Below are 18243 nucleotides of genomic sequence, written 5' to 3' on the forward strand. Positions count from 1 at the left end.
ATTTACAGGGTTTTTTGAACATGTCTGCGCGTTCAAGACTGTCAACGGTAAAACGAAAGGCTTTCAGTCCATTGTGCAAACGGTGCTCGATCCACCCTCCATACTATGCCGCTACTTTGATCCCCACCCGGGCATGCAGCGCCGCGACTTCCTTGTCGCTGAGGCGGTTGGCCGGCTCGCCAGTCACCCAGTCGCCACTGTCGTTATAGGTGAGGGTGATGCTGCCTCCATTCTGCAAGGTTGCCACATAGGCATTGGATAGGTTTTGGGCAATCAGTGAGCCAGTTTCTTGAAGGTTTCCGAACCACAGTTGGTATTGGTCTTTGGGTGTCAGCGTTGCGGTGCCGATGTTCATGCCGCTCTGGCGATTTACCCAGATATTATTGCCATCGGAATCCAGCAGTATCTGGTGGGGATTGCCTTGGAGTTTATTGTTGATAAGAATATCTGACTTCACACCGCCGTTTTGGGCCGGTGAAAAAACACCGTTTTGATCCAGTGTTGTAATCTGGCCGGTACTGATGGGCAGGTTTTTTCCGCCGGAAGTGAAGGTGACATCGCCTTGTTGAACCGGATCGTTCGTGAAGTTGACATTGAAGGATGGTGTCGTGATATCGAATGTGTTGCGGTATTGATAGCTAGGATTGCGAACGGTGGCCACAGCACCTTTTGATTGCCAGATAACAGTAAAATCATTATTTACCTTTTTGGCCAGGTAAAGACTGTAGTTGTTTTCTTTTTGTGCAATCAGTTGCTGTTCTTCAATATACAAAATTATTTGTTGGCTGCTCATTTTTGAACTCCATTTCGAATAAGGCGTAGCTTGGGTTGTTTGTAACTGGGTAGTGGCTTTTTGGTTCCGTTGCCCAGTCCTCAACAAACATAGCATGCGGATTATTGCGCTATAGATCTATTGGCTATGCTTTGATTCTATCTATCGCGATTGGTTTTTTTAAGAGTTTGGTTGTTTTTATAAGTGTTGGCTTTTCACATATTTGCGGGCGCTGTTGCACGGGTGATTATGTTCGGACTTATTTTTGGCGAGTAAGAATAACTATATATAACTATCGGCGATGCATATATCGCTGAAATGAAAGAGCCTCTAAGTCTTGGCGTGTTTTGTATGCTTCAGGGACGGGCCGCGTCCAAAGACGCCATGCCTCGCACAGGGGAGCTATGCTGGTTTGACCGTGTTGCATCGACGTTGAGCGCCAGTCAAGAGAGAGCCCGTCATGTCCCAGTTGCCGTCCTTGAGCCAGTTACGCGATCCCAATGCCTTCCTCCGCCGTCACCTCGGGCCCGATGCCGCCGAGCAGCAGGCGATGCTCGACAGCCTCGGCGTTGGTAGCCGCGTCGAGCTGATCGAGCAGACGGTGCCGCCGGGAATCCGACTTAACCGGGCGCTAGACCTGCCCCCCGCCCTCGACGAACAGGCCGCGTTGGCCAAGCTGCGTGGCTACGCCGAGCAGAACCAGGTCTGGACCAGCCTGATCGGCATGGGCTACCACGGCACGCTGACGCCGACCGTCATTTTGCGCAATGTCCTGGAAAACCCCGGTTGGTACACCGCCTACACGCCGTATCAACCGGAGATCGCCCAGGGTCGGCTCGAAGCGCTGCTGAACTTCCAGCAATTGACCATCGACCTCACGGGGCTGGAACTGGCTAATGCCTCGCTGTTGGATGAAGCCACCGCGGCGGCGGAAGCCATGGCCCTGGCCAAGCGTGTCGCCAAGTCCAGGAGCAATCTGTTCTTCGTCGATGAAAACTGTCATCCGCAGACCATCTCCGTGGTGCAGACCCGGGCCGCAGGTTTCGGTTTCGAGCTGATCATCGACGCTGTGGATAACTTGAAACAGCACCAGGTATTCGGCGCGCTGTTGCAGTATCCCGACACCCACGGCGAGATTCGCGATCTGCGTCCGTGGATTGATCACCTGCACGCCCAGCAAGCCCTGGCCTGCGTCGCCACCGATCTGCTGAGCCTGCTGTTGCTGACGCCGCCGGGAGAATTGGGCGCCGACGTGGTGTTCGGTTCGTCCCAGCGGTTTGGCGTGCCCATGGGTTACGGCGGCCCCCACGCGGCGTTTTTTGCCAGTCGCGATGAATACAAACGAGCGATTCCGGGGCGAATCATCGGCGTCTCGAAAGACGCACGTGGCAACATTGCGTTGCGCATGGCCCTGCAAACCCGTGAGCAGCACATCCGCCGGGAGAAGGCCAACTCGAACATCTGCACCGCCCAAGTGCTGCTGGCCAATATCGCCAGTTTCTACGCGGTCTACCACGGTCCGGAGGGGCTGAAGCAGATTGCCCTGCGTGTTCACCGGCTGACCTGCATCCTCGCGGTGGGCCTGGAGCGCCGCGGCATTAGCCGCCTGAACAAACACTTCTTCGACACGTTGACGCTGGAAGTCGGTGGCACTCAAACCGCGATCATCGAAAGCGCGCAGGCCGCGCAGATCAACCTGCGGATTCTGGGGCGCGGGCAATTGGGCCTCAGCCTCGACGAAACCTCTGACGAAAGCACCGTGGCGAAGTTGTTCGATGTCTTCCTGGGGGCCGATCATGGGCTCAACGTCGACGAACTGGACGCTGAAACCCTGCCTTCCGGCATTCCTGACGGGCTGCTGCGCACTTCGCCTTACTTGCGTCACCCAGTGTTCAGCGCCCATCACAGCGAAACCGAGATGCTGCGTTACCTCAAGCAATTGGAGAACAAGGACCTGGCGCTCAATCAATCGATGATTCCGCTCGGCTCTTGCACCATGAAGCTCAACGCCACCAGCGAAATGATCCCCATCACCTGGCCGCAATTCGCCAACTTGCACCCCTTTGTGCCGAAAGAGCAGGCGGCCGGTTATACGCTGATGATCGAAGAGCTGGAGCGCTGGCTCTGCGCGATCACCGGTTTCGATGCGATCTGCATGCAGCCCAACTCGGGTGCCCAGGGCGAGTACGCCGGGTTGCTGGCGATTCGCAAATACCACGAGAGTCGGCATCAAGGCGGGCGGGATATCTGTCTGATCCCGTCCTCGGCCCACGGCACCAACCCCGCTTCAGCGCAGATGGCCGGAATGCGCGTGGTGATCGTCGAATGTGACGAGGCGGGCAACGTCGATCTGGAAGATCTGAAAGGCAAGGCTGCTGAGGCGGGCGACAAACTCGCCTGCCTGATGGCGACGTATCCTTCGACCCACGGCGTGTACGAGGAAGGCATCAGCGAGATCTGTGAAGTTATCCACAGTCACGGCGGTCAGGTGTACATGGATGGCGCCAACCTCAATGCACAAGTCGGGTTGGCGCGGCCGGCGGACATTGGTGCCGACGTTTCCCATATGAATTTGCACAAGACCTTCTGCATTCCCCACGGCGGAGGCGGGCCCGGCATGGGGCCGATTGGCGTGCGGGCGCACTTGGCGCCGTTCGTGGCCAACCACCCGGTAGTGGCGATTGACGGCCCGCTGCCGGAGAACGGCGCAGTCAGCGCAGCGCCCTGGGGCAGCGCGAGCATTCTGCCGATCAGCTGGATGTACATCGCGATGATGGGGCCGCAACTGGCGGACGCCAGCGAAGTGGCGATCCTCGCCGCGAATTACCTGGCGCAGCATTTGTCGGGGGCGTTCCCGGTGCTCTACACCGGGCGTAACGAGCGTGTGGCCCACGAATGCATCCTTGATCTGCGGCCGCTCAAAGTGCTGACCGGCATCAGCGAAGAGGACGTCGCCAAGCGCCTGATGGACTACGGCTTCCACGCGCCGACCATGTCCTTTCCGGTACCGGGCACCTTGATGGTCGAGCCGACCGAAAGTGAATCGAAGGCGGAACTGGACCGCTTTATCGGGGCGATGCTGAGTATCCGCGCGGAAATCACCGAGGTGCAAAACGGCAATTGGCCGGCGGAAGACAATCCGCTGAAACGGGCGCCGCACACCTTGGCCGACATCACTGGGGTTTGGGAGCGGCCCTACACCATCGAACAGGGCGTCACGCCAGACGCGCACACCAAGGCGCATAAGTATTGGCCGGTGGTGAATCGCGTCGATAACGTCTACGGCGACCGGAACCTGTTTTGCGCGTGTGTCCCGGTGGACGATTACCGCTGAAACACACACGGCCCTGTAGGAGCGAGGCTTGCCCGCGAAAGCGTCTTAACATCCAACATTTATGTTGACTGACATGACGCTTTCGCGGGCAAGCCTCGCTCCTACAGGATGGTTGTGTCGGGCACAAAAAATGCCGCTCAAGTGAGCGGCATTTTTGTTCAGCCGTAAATCTTACTTCGACGCGATGGCATTTTTCGCCAGGATCGCATTCGCCAGTTCCATATCCGTGGCCTGCAGGCCCGGGTTGTCGGCGCGGACTTTCTGCATTGCGGCTTCCAGATAGGGGCCGCGAATAGCGCCGTCACTGGCGACAAAGCTGCCGGCGTCGTCCTGGGCGGCGACGATCAGCTTTTGATCCCTGGAGGTCAGGTAGGACGAACCGGTGGTGGCACCGGAAGTAAGGACGTTACGCCAAAAGCTGTCATCAGCCATCGCCGAACCGACTGGAAGGGACAACACGGCGAGGGTAGCAACAGCAAGTTTGAAACGCATGATGGGTGACTCCACTGGGTTAACTACGCGGGGTTGGATTGCCAATGACCCTGCCGAGTTCCATCACGGTCGCAGCTACTTTTGTTCACTCTGCGGTGTCACCCGCAGCACCTCCTCGATCGTCGTCAAACCCGCCGCCACCTTCTGTGCGCCCGACAGTCGCAAGCTGCGCATGCCTTCCTTGAACGCCTGGCGCCGTATCGCCAGCAAGTCGGTGTCGGGGTTGATCAGCGCTTTGAGGCCATCCGTCAGTTGCATGATTTCGTACACCCCGGCGCGGCCGCGATAGCCGGTGTCGCGGCATTCCAGGCAACCGATGGCGCGTTGCGCATTGCCGGGCAATGGCGCTTGCCAGGGTTTGGTCAGGGTTTGCCAGTCTTCTTCACTCAGGGTCAGCGGGGCCTTGCAGTGCGGGCACAACGTACGGACCAGCCGCTGCGCCATGACGCCGAGCACTGTGGCCTTGATCAGGTAATGCGGCACGCCGAGTTCCAGCAGGCGGCTGATGGCGCTGGGCGCGTCATTGGTGTGCAGCGTCGATAGCACCAGGTGGCCGGTGAGTGCAGCCTGAATCGCCATTTCGGCCGTCTCCAGGTCCCGGATCTCGCCGATCATGATGATGTCCGGGTCTTGCCGCATCAGTGCGCGCACACCGGCGGCGAAGGTCAGGTCGATGTTGTGCTGGACCTGCATCTGGTTGAAGGCCGGCTCGACCATCTCGATCGGGTCTTCGATGGTGCAGAGGTTGACCTCCGGCGTCGCCAGTTTTTTCAGGGTGGTGTAGAGCGTGGTGGTCTTGCCCGAGCCGGTCGGGCCGGTCACGAGGATAATGCCGTTGGGCTGGCTCGTCATGTCCTGCCAGCGGCGCAGGTCTTCGGCGGAAAACCCAAGCTGATCGAAATCCTTGAGCAGCACTTCCGGGTCGAAAATCCGCATGACCATTTTTTCGCCGAACGCCGTCGGCAATGTCGACAGCCGCAGTTCGACTTCGCCGCCATCCGGGGTCTTGGTTTTGACCCGGCCGTCCTGGGGTTTGCGTTTTTCCGCGACGTTCATCCGCCCCAGGCTCTTCAGGCGACTGACAATCGCCATGGTCACCTGCGGCGGGAATTGATAGACGTTGTGCAACACGCCGTCGATGCGAAAACGCACCGTGCCTTGCTCGCGTCGGGGCTCGATGTGGATATCGCTGGCGCGTTGCTGGAAAGCGTACTGGAACAGCCAGTCGACGATATTGACGATGTGCGCATCGTTGGCGTCCGGCTCCTGATCGCTGGCACCGAGGTTGAGCAGTTGTTCGAAATTGCCCAGGGTGCTGGTTTGATGATCGTTGTTGGTCGCGCCGCTGACCGATTTGGCCAGGCGAAAGAACTCCACGCTGAAGCGCTGGATATCCACCGGGTTGGCCACCACCCGTTTGATCGGCAGCTTCAACACATGGGTCAGGTCGGCTTCCCAACCCTTGACGTAAGGCTGGGCGCTGGCCACGGTCACGGCGTCGCGATCGATGGACACCGCGAGAATCTTGTGGCGCTGGGCGAAGGCATAGGACATCAGCGGCGTAACGGCCGCGACGTTGATTTTCAGCGGATCGATGCGCAGATAAGGCTGACCGGCCTGCTGCGACAGCCACAGGGTCAGGCTTTCCAGATCGAGGTGTTTACCGGGACGGCTGAGGTCATCCAGCTGTTGGCTGGCGATGAACTCCAGCGGGTGCATCTGGCCATTGGCGGCGTGACGGCGGCGGGCATTCAGTGCGTGCTCGGCCGAATCCTGGCTGATAAAGCCCTGGGCGACCAACTCGCGCAGCAAATCATTGAGATCCAGCCAGCGGTCCTGAAAGGCAAGTTGAACGGACATGCGGGCTCCTCGTGAACAACAGTTCGCAAAGGATAGTCGTGGACCCACCGACCGTTGGGCCACTACCCGACGAATCCGTATCGGGTTTTTTCAGCCCGTCGCCTGAGCGGCTTCAGCCCACGCAGAATCAGACGTTTGCAGGTCCACCGAGCAGACGCTGATCAGGTTACGCAGTTTTTCCGCGATCACTTGAGCGCGGTGCCAGCTCAGTCCATCCATGACGATGTCGATCGCCAGCAGATCGTCCGTGCGCTGCACGTTGACCTGTTGCGGCGTCAGGAACTGCAACGCGAACAGGTTGAGCGCGCGACACAGCAAGTCCGGTTCGGCTTCGGCCAGCAGTTGGTAGTGCACACGACACTGGGCGTTGCTGGCGTTCCAGACATCGGCGCGGGTGGGCGAGGTGTTCACGGCTTCAAGATACGGCATGGTCGGTCTCCAAAATCACTGGAGGAATTTTTACATTCGATGCCGGGCATTTCTTATCTATGATGGGGCTAATTAACGATTTATCGAATCGTGTGATTCAACAAGACATCGATTACAGGTTTTTCTATGCAAAGCGAACTGGATGGCTACGACCGCAAGATTCTCGCGTTGCTGCAAGAGGACGCTTCGCTCTCCAGCGCGCAGATCGCCGAGCAGGTGGGGCTCTCGCAGTCGCCGTGCTGGCGGCGGATTCAGCGGATGAAGGAGGAGGGGATCATTCGTGGCCAGGTGACGCTGCTGGACCGCAAGAAAATCGGGCTCAACACGCAGATCTTTGCCGAGGTAAAACTCAACGCGCACGGGCGTTCGAACTTCACTGAGTTCACCGAGGCGATTCGCGGTTTTCCCGAAGTGCTGGAGTGTTATGTGCTGATGGGGTCGGTGGATTTCTTGTTGCGTATTGTCACGGCGGACATCGAGGCGTATGAGCGGTTTTTCTTTGAGAAGCTGTCGATGGTGCCGGGGATTCAGGAGGTGAACTCGATTGTGGCGTTGTCGGAGATCAAGTCGACGACGAGTTTGCCGGTCTGAAGATTTGCGGTGAATTTGCTGGCCTCATCGCTAGCAGGCTAGCTCCCACACGGGTTTTGTGGCGTGCACAAAGCCAATGTGGGAGCCAGCCTGCTGGCGATAGCGGTTTTACATACGCAGCAGCATTTTCCAGGCACGATTCTGATAAACGGCAATCGCCTGCTGCTTACGCGCATCCAGCAATTCATCGGTGATCGGCTCGTTAGCCAGCAACGCCAACTGTTTCAGCTCGCCGTACAGTCGATCCATTTCCGGGACCTCCAGCACGTTGCGCGCATGGTGCAACCAGGATTGGATGCGCTCGATGCGCGGCAGTTGCTCGGCCAGATCTTCCGGCTGCTGCTGGTAACGCTGCAATTGCAGGGACGTCGCTTCTTCACCGAGCAAGCGCGGCAACCAGCTACCCAGTTGCGCAGCGCCCTGGCGATTGCCGCGAACATTACGATCGGCCGCCCAGGTGCGGGCCAGCAGCCAGCGCGAGGTGTTCAGCGAGAACAGGCCCCAGCGTGGGTCTTCGAGTTCTTCGAGGAACTGCTCCGGCGCGGCTTTGCGCACGTCTTCGTCGTCCAGACCGGCTTGAACCAGCGGACGCCAGTCTTCAAGCAAGGCATCCAGGGCGAGACGCAGGTCGTGCGTCGATTGACGCGGCGCGGCCTGGCCAAGGCTGCTCAGCAGGGCTCGCAATTCAGCAAGATTTTCGACCCAGTCCTGCAACAGACGCCAGTGGCCATTGAAGCGATATTGCTCGGCCAGACGCTGGCTGCTGCTCAGCAAGTGCCAGCTCAACGCGGCGAACGCGTCGTCCAGCGGCATTTCGGCGCTGATCTGCGGGGCCGGCAGGCTCAACGAATAGCTGTTGGCGTCGTACAAGCGATAACCGCGTTCGGCCTTGCTGATGTCACACGGCATCAGGGCGAGGGTCGCGGCCAGTTCGGCGGCCAACTCCAGCAATGCAGCCGGTTCACCTTCGCGCAGTTCCAGTTCCAGCTCGCAGATTTCTTCTTTCTGCTTGCCGACCACCACGTGGCCCAGGTCCAGCGCGGCTTCGATGACCACTTTGGTCTTGCCACGGCCCCAGGCGATTTCAGCGCGTTCGCGGACGAAATCGGTGGTGAAGATCGGCTTCAGGGTTTTCTTGTCCAGCTCGGCCAGCTCTTCAGGCCAGCATTCGCCGTCGAGTTTTTTCACGTCGAGCTTGGCTTTGGGCAGGTTCCAGTCGTATTCGTTACGCTCGGACAAACCGGCGACGCTCTGGCCACGGGTCTTGAGGGTCTGAATGACTTCTTCGCCGTCCTTGCGCAGGCGCAGGGCAACCTTGGCGCGGGCCAGGTCGCGCTCAGGCGTGTCGAAGTACTGGTTCATCAGTTCACGGCGTTCCCAGCCACTTTTGTTGCGTTTTTTCAGGAGCGGGTGCTCGCGCAGTGCGGCGAGGGTTTCGCGGCTGACGCGGAGTTTGATTTCAGTTTCTTTCTGCATGGCCGGAAAATCCAGGATCGGGAGCGCAGCCGGGGGAATGTGTGGCTGCCAAGGTCGTGCAGTGTACAGCACTGCTCAGGCCTACGCGCCGCGACGGTTTATTCCTGTCACCGGATGGTTCTATGATGGACTTCAATTCGGGAGTTGGAGTCAGCGATGCCGTTGCCGTCGATGAAAGATCAGTTCGCTGCGCTGATTGCCGCACCATCGGTCAGTTGCACTCAGGCCAGCCTCGATCAGACCAACCGTCCGGTGATCGATTTGCTGGCGACGTGGCTCGGTGATCTGGGTTTTGCCTGCGATATCCAGCAGGTCAGCCCCGGCAAATTCAACCTGCTGGCCAGTTTTGGTTCCGGCCCCGGCGGTCTGGTGCTCGCCGGGCATAGCGACACGGTGCCGTTCGATGGCGCGTTGTGGCAGACCGATCCGCTGAAGCTGACCGAAGTCGATGGCCGCTGGGTCGGGCTGGGCAGTTGCGACATGAAAGGCTTTTTTGCCCTCGCCATCGAAGCCGTCCTGCCGTTGCTCGACCAGCCGTTCAAACAGCCGTTGCTGATCCTCGCCACTTGCGACGAAGAAAGCTCGATGTCCGGCGCGCGCGCCTTGGCCGAAGCAGGACGCCCGTTGGGCCGAGCGGCGGTGATCGGCGAGCCGACCGGGCTCAAGCCGATCCGCATGCACAAAGGCATCATGATGGAGCGCATCGACATTCTCGGTCAGAGCGGCCATTCCTCCGATCCGCGCCTGGGTCATAGCGCCCTCGAAGCCATGCATGATGCGATTGGCGAATTGCGCGGCCTGCGCCTGCTGTGGCAACGTGAATTCCGCAATCCGCAGTTTGGCGTGCCGACTCCGACCATGAACTTCGGCTGCATCCATGGCGGGGATAACCCCAACCGGATTTGCGGTCAGTGTTCGCTGGAATTCGACCTGCGTCCGTTGCCGGGCATGGACCCCAAGGTGCTGCGCGCGGAGATTCTGCAGAAACTCCAGCCGGTTGCCGAGCGCCATCAGGTGAAGATCGATTACGCGCCGCTGTTCCCTGAAGTGCCGCCCTTCGAGCAGGCCGAAGACGCTGAATTGGTCCGCATCGCGGAGCAGCTCACCGGTCATCGCGCCGAAGCAGTGGCGTTCGGGACGGAAGCGCCTTATCTTCAACGCCTTGGCTGCGAAACGCTGGTGCTGGGCCCGGGTGACATCGCGTGTGCGCACCAACCGGGGGAATACCTCGAAATGTCACGTTTGCAGCCTACCGTGCATCTATTACGACAGTTGATTGAACATTACTGCCTGACACCGGCCCAATCGCCGATGTCGGTTGGTTGAGCACCATCCATGTGGGAGCGAGCCTGCTCGCGATGGCGATCTTTCATTCAACATCCATGTTGACTGGTCTGGCCTCATCGCGAGCAGGCTCGCTCCCACAGGGTCTGTGTCATGACCGACAAAGTGTATAAATTGCCGATGTTTAAACCCGTATTCATGAGGAGAGCGCGCGTGTCGCCAAGCCTGTTCCGACGATAACCATCAGCCCGCTGTGCGTTTTCTGTTTCGCCCATTTTTTGGCTGCTATTTATTACAGGCCCAGGTTCATGCCCGAATACGTTAATTGGCTTCGTCACGCTTCGCCTTACATCAATGCCCACCGCGATTGCACCTTCGTCGTCATGCTGCCCGGCGACGGCGTGGAGCATCCGAACTTCGGCAACATCGTCCACGACCTGGTGCTGCTGCACAGCCTCGGCGTGCGACTGGTGCTGGTTCACGGTTCCCGTCCACAAATTGAAACCCGTCTCGCTGCACGCGGCCTGACCCCGCATTACCACCACGGCATGCGCATCACCGATGCCGCGACGCTGGAGTGTGTGATTGATGCGGTCGGCCAGTTGCGTATCGCCATCGAAGCGCGCCTGTCCATGGACATGGCTTCGTCGCCGATGCAGGGCTCGCGCCTGCGAGTGGCCAGCGGCAACCTGGTGACCGCCCGGCCGATCGGCGTGCTCGAAGGTGTCGATTATCACCACACCGGCGAAGTGCGCCGGGTTGACCGCAAAGGCATCAATCGCCTGCTGGACGAGCGCTCCATCGTGCTGCTGTCGCCGCTGGGCTACTCGCCGACCGGTGAGATTTTCAACCTCGCTTGCGAAGACGTCGCCACCCGCGCGGCCATCGACCTGGGTGCCGATAAACTGTTGCTGTTCGGCGCGGACCTGGGCTTGATCGATGAAAACGGTCGTCTGGTGCGCGAACTGCGCCCGCAACAAGTGCCGGCGCATTTGCAGCGTCTGGGCAGCAACTATCAGGCGGAACTGCTGGATGCGGCGGCTGAAGCCTGCCGTGGCGGCGTGGCGCGCAGCCATATTGTCAGTTACGCCGAAGACGGCGCGCTGCTGACCGAACTGTTCACCCGTGACGGCGGCGGTACGCTGGTGGCACAGGAGCAATTCGAGGTCGTGCGCGAGGCCGCGATTGAAGACGTTGGTGGTTTGCTGGACTTGATCAGCCCGCTGGAAGAGCAGGGGATTCTGGTGCGGCGTTCCCGCGAAGTGCTGGAGCGTGAGATCGAGCAGTTCAGCGTGGTCGAGCGCGAAGGCATGATCATCGCTTGCGCGGCGCTGTATCAGATTGCCGATTCGGATGCCGGGGAGTTGGCGTGTCTGGCGGTGAACCCGGAATACCGCCATGGCGGTCGCGGGGATGAGCTGCTGGAGCGCATTGAAACCCGTGCCCGTGCTCAGGGATTGAAGACGCTGTTTGTCCTGACTACCCGTACGGCTCACTGGTTCCGCGAGCGCGGGTTTGTGCCGAGCAGCGTCGAGCGCCTGCCGTCGGCGCGGGCGTCGCTGTACAACTATCAGCGTAATTCGAAGATCTTCGAAAAAACCTTGTAACCCGGACCCTGTGGGAGCGAGGCTTGCCCGCGAAGGCGGCCTCAAATTCAACATATGTGTCGGCAGGTATGGCCTCTTCGCGGGCAAGCCTCGCTCCTACGGGGAACGGTGTGTTACTCGGTGACGAATTTCGCACTGACATACGGCGAATAGTCCGGCAGCACCGTCTCAACCTTGCCTTGTTCCTTCAAGAACTTCGCCGTCTCACCAATCGCCTTCGCCGTGCCGCCCTCCAGCAGCGCGGTGGTTTGTTGCGCCTTGGCGTCCGGGAATGCAGAACCGGCCAGCAGTTCCGGCACATCGGCGGCATTGGCACCGGTCAGTTTGGCGATTTTCTGTACCGGCACCGAATCGGCGGTCCAGCTGTCTTTATGTGCCGCATAGTCGGCGAACGAGTCCAGCGTCACCTTGGCGAACTTGGCTACGACGTCGGGATGTTTCTCGGCGTAATCCTTGCGTGCTACCCACACTTCAAAAGTCGGCGCACCCCACTGACCCACCTGTGCGGCGTCAGTCAACGTCTTGCCAGTCTTGCGAATTTCCCCCAGGGCGGGCGACCAGACGAACGCACCGTCGATGTCCCCACGCTTCCAGGCGGCAGCGATTTCCGCTGGTTGCAGGTTCACCACTTTGACTTTCGAGGCGTCGAGGCCCCAGTGCTTCAAGGCGCCGAGCAAGCTGTAGTGAGAGGTTGAAACGAACGGTGTGGCGATGGTCTTGCCGATCAGATCTTCCGGTTTATCGATGCCGCTGCCGTTGCGTACCACCAACGCTTCGGCGGCGTTGATCTGGGCAGAAACGATAAACGCGACGATCGGCAAATTGCGCGAGGCGGCCGCGGCCAGTGGGCTTGAACCGAGGTTGCCAATCTGTACGTCGCCCGAGGCGATGGCGGTTACTACTTCCGGTCCACTGTTGAAACGACGCCAGTCAATTTTTTGGCCGATGGTTTTCTCGTAGAGTCCATCCGCCTGGGGAACTTTGCTGGGGTCTATTCCGGTTTGATAGCCGACGGTGAGGTTCGCGGCATGGGCGGAAAAAGAAAATAATACCGATACACAAACTGTAACAATTGGGTTGGATAGTGCGCGCTTGGTCGTCATGGCGTAGGCCTTATCGATAGGAATTGTTGCGGAATTGCTTCCAAACCTAATCGATCTAAAAAACGCCTAATAAATACCATTTAGGAATTAGCTTATGAGCTGGCCGCTCTAGTCCGCGGGGCAGCAAACGGTGAGCAAAATTCCTAAACGGTATTAGAAAAGAATCCATTCATTCTTTTCAGGTTTATGACGAAATCATGACCCTGCACGGACCAAAAAACGGGGATTAGACCATGGTCGTAGACACACATGGTTACGATTGACTTGTGGGTCACGCTCTGGCGCTAATCGCGCATCTTAGGACTTGGGACATTGATTCCGGGCCAGGAATACAAGAATTAGAGACGAGAGGAGTTTAACAATGAACAAGTCCACCTTGGCGCTGGCCGTGGCCCTAGGGGTTATGGCGCAGCAGGCAGGCGCCGCCGGTTTCATCGAAGACAGCAAGGCTTCCGTCAGTTCGCGTACCTATTATTTCGACGCCGATGTCCGTGAAGGCGCCAAGACCCCAGCTAACCGTCAGCGCGAAGCCGCTGAAGGCCTCAAATTCGATTACCAGTCGGGCTTCACCCAAGGTGTCGTAGGTTTCGGTATCGATGCCCAGGCATTGGTCGGTATCCATCTGGACGGCGGCAAGGGCCATCACCCGGACAATAACTCCTTCAGCCCTAGCGATACCGACGGTTCGGCAGAGAGTTCGTGGAGCCGCGTGGCGGGCAACGTCAAGGCACGCTTCTCGAAGACAGAGGCCCACTACGGTGGTGCCCTGCAGCCAAACATGCCGATCCTGATCGCGAACGACAGTCGCGTACTGCCACAAACCTTTGAAGGTGGCACCATCACCTCGAAGGAAATCGACAACGTGACCTTCAACGTAGGTCAGCTGGAGCACGCGACGGGTCGCGCATCCAGCAACAGCACTGGCCTGTCTGTGGCTGGCGCTACTCAGGACAGCAATCAGTTCCGTTATGCCGGTGCTGACTGGAAAGTCACCAAAGACCTGATGCTGCAGTACTACCACGCGAACCTGGAAGACTTCTACAAGCAGGACTTCCTCGGCCTGGTGCACGTCTACCCGATCGCACCCAACCAGTCGTTCAAGACCGACCTCCGTTATTTCGACAGCAGCTCCGACGGCAAGAACGGTCAGGCTGGCTACCAATTCAACAACAACGGTGGTTTCGCCAAGAACAAGGGCGAGGTCGATAACAAGACCTGGAGCGCCACGTTCACCTACACCCTGGGCGGCAACGCGTTCCTGCTCGGGCATCAGCGTGTCAACGATGACGGCGGCTTCGTCTTCTTGAACCAGGGCAACGTTGTCGATGGCAACGGTCGCAACGAAGGTGGTGGCGGCGCCAGCTTCTACTCGTTCACCGATGCCACTGTGGGCAGCTTTATCCGTGCCGGTGAAAACACCACGTACGGTCAGTACACCTATGACTTCGCGTCTTTGGGTGTACCAGGCTTGAAAGCTTCGGCTGCTTACTTGTATGGCCGGGATATCAAGACCGTCAGCGGCGCGGGTGAAGACCTGAACGAGCGGGAAACCGACCTGCGCGTAGACTATGTGATTCAAACCGGTCCACTTAAAGGGTTTGGCACGACGGTGCGTCACGGTGCTTATCGTGGCAACACCAACGCTGACCAAGACCAGACCCGTCTGATCTTCAACTACACCTACAGCTTCCTGTAAGAGATTGCGCAAAAGAGCCTCGCCGTTTGGCGGGGCTTTTTTGTGTTTTTTTCACATATGCCAATTAGGTATTACTTAGGAATTTATTATTCTTTTTGGCTTTTAAGATAAACCCCTAAAGTGCATCCCGCCGGGGCCGATATCGAGTGTCCCGTAGCGATTAAAATGCCGATTTTTATTCCCGCACGGCATGAAAAAGAATGAAATAAATGTATTTACGTTTACCATGCCGGCCCATTCGCCGCGCTTAGACCCTTGACTTAGACACATCAGTTGAGTGGCGCGCGGATTGCGGTTGGCGGTATCCGCACATTTCAGGATCCAGGGCATTCGACTCAGGACCGAAAAAATTAGAAACGAGAGGAGCGAAACAATGAACAAGTCCACCTTGGCCCTGGCTGTGGCCGTAGGGGTTTTGGCGCAGCAGGCAGGCGCCGCCGGTTTCATCGAAGACAGCAAAGCTACTTTGGGGCTGCGTAACTTCTACATCAACACCGATAACCGTGACGGCGCTGGTGCGAACAAAAACGAAGAATGGGGCCAAGGCTTCGATCTGCGTTTCACCTCCGGTTACACCCAAGGTACCGTCGGCTTCGGTATCGATGCTATCGGCCTGCTGGGCGTGCGTCTGGATTCCGGTGGCGGCACTAACGGTGCGACCGCTGCATCCGGGGCCAACTATGGTTCTTACGGCGGCACTGTTTTCCCAAGCAAGTCCAACGGCGAAGCGGTTGATAACTTCTCCAGCCTGGGCCTGACTGCCAAAGCCAAGATCTCCCAGACCGAATTGAAGCTGGGTACCTTGCAGCCAAAACTGCCAGTGATCGTGACCAACGACGGTCGTCTGTTGCCACAAACCTTCCAGGGTGGCCAGATCACTTCGGGCGATATCAAGGACCTTACACTGGTCGGTGGTCAGATCGAGCACGCCAAAGGTCGTAACTCCAGCAACAACGAAGAGTTGTCGATCGCTGGTGCCAACGGTCGCACTGCGGCTGGCCGCGACAGCAACAAATTCTATTACGGTGGCGGTGACTACAAAATCACCAAAGACCTGACTGCCCAGTACTACTACGGCAACCTGGAAGATTTCTACAAGCAGCACTTCCTGGGTCTGGTTCACAACTGGGCAATCGGCCCGGGCGTTCTGAAATCCGACCTGCGCTACTTCAATAGCAGCGACGACGGTGCCAACGGTCACGACTCTACCTACTACAGCACCGGCAACTACACCGCCAGTCCAAGTGGTCGCGGTAAAGTCGACAACAACCTGTACAGCGGCCTGTTCCTGTACACCGTTGCCGGTCACACCTTCGGTGGCGGTTATCAGGTCAGCAACGGCAGCAGCGACTTCCCTTGGCTGAACCAGGGTGACGGCTCGTCGGCTTACATCATCACTGACATGCAAATCCAGAAATTCGCCCGTGCCGGCGAAAAAACCTGGCAAGCACGCTACTCGTATGACTTCGCTAAAGTGGGTGTACCAGGCCTGACCGCTGGCGCTGTGTACCTCAAAGGTGACGATATCGACACCGTGGGCAGCAATGGCCGCGAGAACGCTTCGGGTCGTTCCGAGTGGGAACGCGACTTCACCCTGGCGTACGTTGTACAAGAAGGCCCGCTGAAAAACCTTGGTTTGATGTGGAAAAACGCTATGTGGCGTACCGACCTGCCGAACACTCGTTCGCAGGACGAAAACCGCCTGATCGTCAGCTACTCGATCCCGCTGTTGTAATAGCGCTCGCGTAACCGCTGAAAAAAAGCCCCGCCCGGCATCACGCCGGGCGGGGCTTTTGCGTTTTCGGGGCGGGGTCACCCCCGTAATCCCGTCCCGAAACGTTCCCTCTTTTGCAGCGACTCAAGGCCTTCTCGAACCTTGGAAGCGATAGTCGTCGCGATGACTTTGCAGGTCCAGTGAACAGATCTTTAATATTCTTTTAGAGTCTAAGAATGGCTTTATTTATTCTTTTTCTAAACTCCCCAACACGAGCTACAGTTGAGTTCTACACCTACTCATCAGGAGCCCACCATGAGCATCAGACTCGGCGACATCGCACCCGACTTCGAACAGGATTCCAGCGCCGGCACCATCCGTTTCCATGAATGGCTGGGCGATAGCTGGGGCGTGCTGTTTTCCCACCCGGCGGATTTCACCCCGGTGTGCACCACCGAGCTGGGCTTCACCGCCAAGCTCAAGGATGAATTCACCCAGCGCGGGGTCAAGGCCATCGCGTTGTCGGTAGACCCGGTGGACTCGCACCACAAGTGGATCGAGGACATCAACGAAACCCAGAACACGATCGTCAATTTCCCGATCCTGGCCGACGCTGATCGCAAGGTATCGGACCTGTACGACCTGATTCACCCGAACGCCAACGACACCCTGACCGTGCGTTCGCTGTTCGTGATCGACCCGAACAAAAAGGTTCGCCTGACCATCACCTATCCGGCGAGCACCGGCCGCAACTTCCATGAAATCCTGCGGGTGATCGACTCGCTGCAACTCACCGACAACTACAAGGTGGCCACCCCGGCCAACTGGAAGGACGGTGAAGAAGTGGTGATCGTGCCGTCGCTGCAGGATCCAGAGGAAATCAAGAAGCGCTTTCCAAAGGGCTATCGCGCGGTGAAACCGTACCTGCGCCTGACACCGCAGCCCAATCGTTGAGCTGAAAACCAATCCCCGTAGGAGCGAGGCTTGCCCGCGAAGGCGTCGTCAAAGCCAACATCAATGTTGGAGTCATGGCCTCTTCGCGGGCAAGCCTCGCTCCTACAGGGCTGTGCAAATCCATATAGCAGGGGAATTTCGGGCCGTTTATACGGCCCATTTTTTTGCCCGGACAAAGCGGTTTCGTATAGAACTACAACGCATAACCAAATGAATAAATATGATTTAAAGATATATAAATCACCTGTTAAGGTCTCTCCATCGAAGCGAGATCGCCCACTGCGAATCGCCTGCACCGTTCAAGGAATCGTCTGAATGCTGGTCGTCTCACTCGGTGGCAGTCCCAGCCAACGCTCCCGTTCCGGGGTGCTGCTGGAGCGCTCTCAACGCTGGTTGCAAGAGCAAGGTGTGGAAGTGGTGAGTTATCAGGTACGGGACTTCCCGGCCGAAGACTTGCTGCACGCACGGTTCGACAGCCCCAAGGTGATCGACCTGCTGCAACAGATTGAAAACGCCGATGGCCTGCTGATCGCCACCCCGGTGTACAAAGCGTCGTTTTCCGGCGCTCTGAAAACCGTGCTGGACCTGCTGCCCGAACGCGCCCTGGCGCACAAAGTGGTGTTGCCCATGGCCACCGGCGGCAGCATCGCTCACATGCTGGCGGTGGATTACGCACTCAAGCCAGTGCTGTCGGCATTGAAAGCCCAGGAAATGCTCCACGGGATTTTCGCCGTCGACAGCCAGATCGCTTACGGCGAAGGCAGCGTCCAGGCGCAGCTGGCGCCGGAGCTGGAACAACGACTGAATGAATCGCTGGAGCTGTTCTTCAGCGCCATGGCCCGACGGCCGAAGCCGATCGATCCGAACCTGCTGAATGATCGTTTGTTGAGTGCTCGCTGGAGCATTTAAGCCTCACCCTGACTTGATGTAC

The 18243-nt window shown here is 58.3% G+C and carries 14 protein-coding genes; 8 read left to right on the top strand and 6 right to left on the bottom strand.

What is annotated here, in order from left to right; all coding sequences use genetic code 11:
* Positions 1-103 precede the first annotated feature (103 nt).
* A complete protein-coding gene (locus IB246_RS06430) occupies positions 104-793 on the bottom strand; it encodes a hypothetical protein (RefSeq protein ID WP_008040706.1) in 690 nt (229 codons plus the stop codon).
* 439 nt (positions 794-1232) lie between these two features.
* Between IB246_RS06430 and gcvP the strand changes: the two genes are divergently transcribed.
* Positions 1233-4106: an aminomethyl-transferring glycine dehydrogenase gene (gene gcvP, locus IB246_RS06435; RefSeq protein ID WP_008040714.1), complete on the top strand. Its 2874-nt coding sequence runs from the start codon at positions 1233-1235 to the stop codon at positions 4104-4106.
* A 171-nt stretch (positions 4107-4277) separates the two neighbouring features.
* Here the strand turns inward: gcvP and IB246_RS06440 are convergent, their stop codons facing one another.
* From IB246_RS06440 to IB246_RS06450, 3 genes are all read right to left on the bottom strand, one after another.
* A complete protein-coding gene (locus IB246_RS06440) occupies positions 4278-4598 on the bottom strand; it encodes a DUF2388 domain-containing protein (RefSeq protein ID WP_008040716.1) in 321 nt (106 codons plus the stop codon).
* A gap of 75 nt (positions 4599-4673) precedes the next feature.
* The gene (locus IB246_RS06445; protein ID WP_008040718.1) at positions 4674-6458 is read right to left on the bottom strand and encodes a GspE/PulE family protein; all 1785 of its coding nucleotides are present in this window, start codon (positions 6456-6458) and stop codon (positions 4674-4676) included.
* Positions 6459-6548: 90 nt separating this feature from the next.
* Positions 6549-6887, bottom strand: a complete 339-nt coding sequence (locus IB246_RS06450) for a hypothetical protein (protein WP_008040720.1) — start codon at positions 6885-6887, stop codon at positions 6549-6551.
* Positions 6888-7013: 126 nt separating this feature from the next.
* On the opposite strand from IB246_RS06450, the gene IB246_RS06455 reads away from it, so the two are divergent.
* Complete coding sequence (locus IB246_RS06455) at positions 7014-7478, top strand: Lrp/AsnC family transcriptional regulator (RefSeq protein WP_008024235.1); 465 nt, start codon at positions 7014-7016, stop codon at positions 7476-7478.
* 108 nt (positions 7479-7586) lie between these two features.
* Here IB246_RS06455 and IB246_RS06460 read toward each other — a convergent pair whose 3' ends face one another.
* Positions 7587-8954, bottom strand: coding sequence for an inorganic triphosphatase (locus IB246_RS06460; RefSeq protein ID WP_008026000.1), 1368 nt, complete (start codon positions 8952-8954; stop codon positions 7587-7589).
* A 156-nt stretch (positions 8955-9110) separates the two neighbouring features.
* Here IB246_RS06460 and argE point away from each other — a divergent pair, with 156 nt between their 5' ends.
* The gene (gene argE, locus IB246_RS06465; RefSeq protein WP_008040722.1) at positions 9111-10280 is read left to right on the top strand and encodes an acetylornithine deacetylase; all 1170 of its coding nucleotides are present in this window, start codon (positions 9111-9113) and stop codon (positions 10278-10280) included.
* A 266-nt stretch (positions 10281-10546) separates the two neighbouring features.
* Positions 10547-11845, top strand: a complete 1299-nt coding sequence (argA, locus tag IB246_RS06470; protein WP_008026003.1) for an amino-acid N-acetyltransferase — start codon at positions 10547-10549, stop codon at positions 11843-11845.
* Positions 11846-11958: 113 nt separating this feature from the next.
* On the opposite strand, the gene tauA is transcribed toward argA, so the two are convergent.
* The gene (gene tauA / locus IB246_RS06475) at positions 11959-12948 is read right to left on the bottom strand and encodes a taurine ABC transporter substrate-binding protein (RefSeq protein WP_008026005.1); all 990 of its coding nucleotides are present in this window, start codon (positions 12946-12948) and stop codon (positions 11959-11961) included.
* A 361-nt stretch (positions 12949-13309) separates the two neighbouring features.
* Here tauA and IB246_RS06480 point away from each other — a divergent pair, with 361 nt between their 5' ends.
* The 4 genes from IB246_RS06480 to ssuE all read left to right on the top strand — a co-directional run bounded on the left by IB246_RS06480 (position 13310) and on the right by ssuE (position 18221).
* Positions 13310-14644: an OprD family outer membrane porin gene (locus IB246_RS06480; protein ID WP_008040737.1), complete on the top strand. Its 1335-nt coding sequence runs from the start codon at positions 13310-13312 to the stop codon at positions 14642-14644.
* Between the two features lie 373 nt (positions 14645-15017).
* Positions 15018-16379, top strand: a complete 1362-nt coding sequence (locus tag IB246_RS06485) for an OprD family porin (protein WP_008040739.1) — start codon at positions 15018-15020, stop codon at positions 16377-16379.
* A gap of 294 nt (positions 16380-16673) precedes the next feature.
* On the top strand, positions 16674-17312 hold the full coding sequence (locus IB246_RS06490; protein ID WP_008026010.1) for a peroxiredoxin: 639 nt from the start codon (positions 16674-16676) through the stop codon (positions 17310-17312).
* 315 nt (positions 17313-17627) lie between these two features.
* Complete coding sequence (gene ssuE, locus IB246_RS06495) at positions 17628-18221, top strand: NADPH-dependent FMN reductase (protein ID WP_008040741.1); 594 nt, start codon at positions 17628-17630, stop codon at positions 18219-18221.
* The last annotated feature ends 22 nt before the right edge of the window (positions 18222-18243 follow it).

Origin of the sequence: Pseudomonas sp. PDM01 (assembly GCF_014852325.1) — a bacterium.
Lineage (GTDB): Bacteria > Pseudomonadota > Gammaproteobacteria > Pseudomonadales > Pseudomonadaceae > Aquipseudomonas > Aquipseudomonas migulae.

Bases quoted from the DNA above. Each gene is read 5' to 3' on its own strand.
- IB246_RS06430 (WP_008040706.1), bottom strand. From the start codon at position 793: ATGAGCAGCCAACAAATAATTTTGTATATTGAAGAACAGCAACTGATT.
- gcvP (WP_008040714.1), top strand. From the start codon at position 1,233: ATGTCCCAGTTGCCGTCCTTGAGCCAGTTACGCGATCCCAATGCCTTC.
- IB246_RS06440 (WP_008040716.1), bottom strand. From the start codon at position 4,598: ATGCGTTTCAAACTTGCTGTTGCTACCCTCGCCGTGTTGTCCCTTCCA.
- IB246_RS06445 (WP_008040718.1), bottom strand. From the start codon at position 6,458: ATGTCCGTTCAACTTGCCTTTCAGGACCGCTGGCTGGATCTCAATGAT.
- IB246_RS06450 (WP_008040720.1), bottom strand. From the start codon at position 6,887: ATGCCGTATCTTGAAGCCGTGAACACCTCGCCCACCCGCGCCGATGTC.
- IB246_RS06455 (WP_008024235.1), top strand. From the start codon at position 7,014: ATGCAAAGCGAACTGGATGGCTACGACCGCAAGATTCTCGCGTTGCTG.
- IB246_RS06460 (WP_008026000.1), bottom strand. From the start codon at position 8,954: ATGCAGAAAGAAACTGAAATCAAACTCCGCGTCAGCCGCGAAACCCTC.
- argE (WP_008040722.1), top strand. From the start codon at position 9,111: ATGCCGTTGCCGTCGATGAAAGATCAGTTCGCTGCGCTGATTGCCGCA.
- argA (WP_008026003.1), top strand. From the start codon at position 10,547: ATGCCCGAATACGTTAATTGGCTTCGTCACGCTTCGCCTTACATCAAT.
- tauA (WP_008026005.1), bottom strand. From the start codon at position 12,948: ATGACGACCAAGCGCGCACTATCCAACCCAATTGTTACAGTTTGTGTA.
- IB246_RS06480 (WP_008040737.1), top strand. From the start codon at position 13,310: ATGAACAAGTCCACCTTGGCGCTGGCCGTGGCCCTAGGGGTTATGGCG.
- IB246_RS06485 (WP_008040739.1), top strand. From the start codon at position 15,018: ATGAACAAGTCCACCTTGGCCCTGGCTGTGGCCGTAGGGGTTTTGGCG.
- IB246_RS06490 (WP_008026010.1), top strand. From the start codon at position 16,674: ATGAGCATCAGACTCGGCGACATCGCACCCGACTTCGAACAGGATTCC.
- ssuE (WP_008040741.1), top strand. From the start codon at position 17,628: ATGCTGGTCGTCTCACTCGGTGGCAGTCCCAGCCAACGCTCCCGTTCC.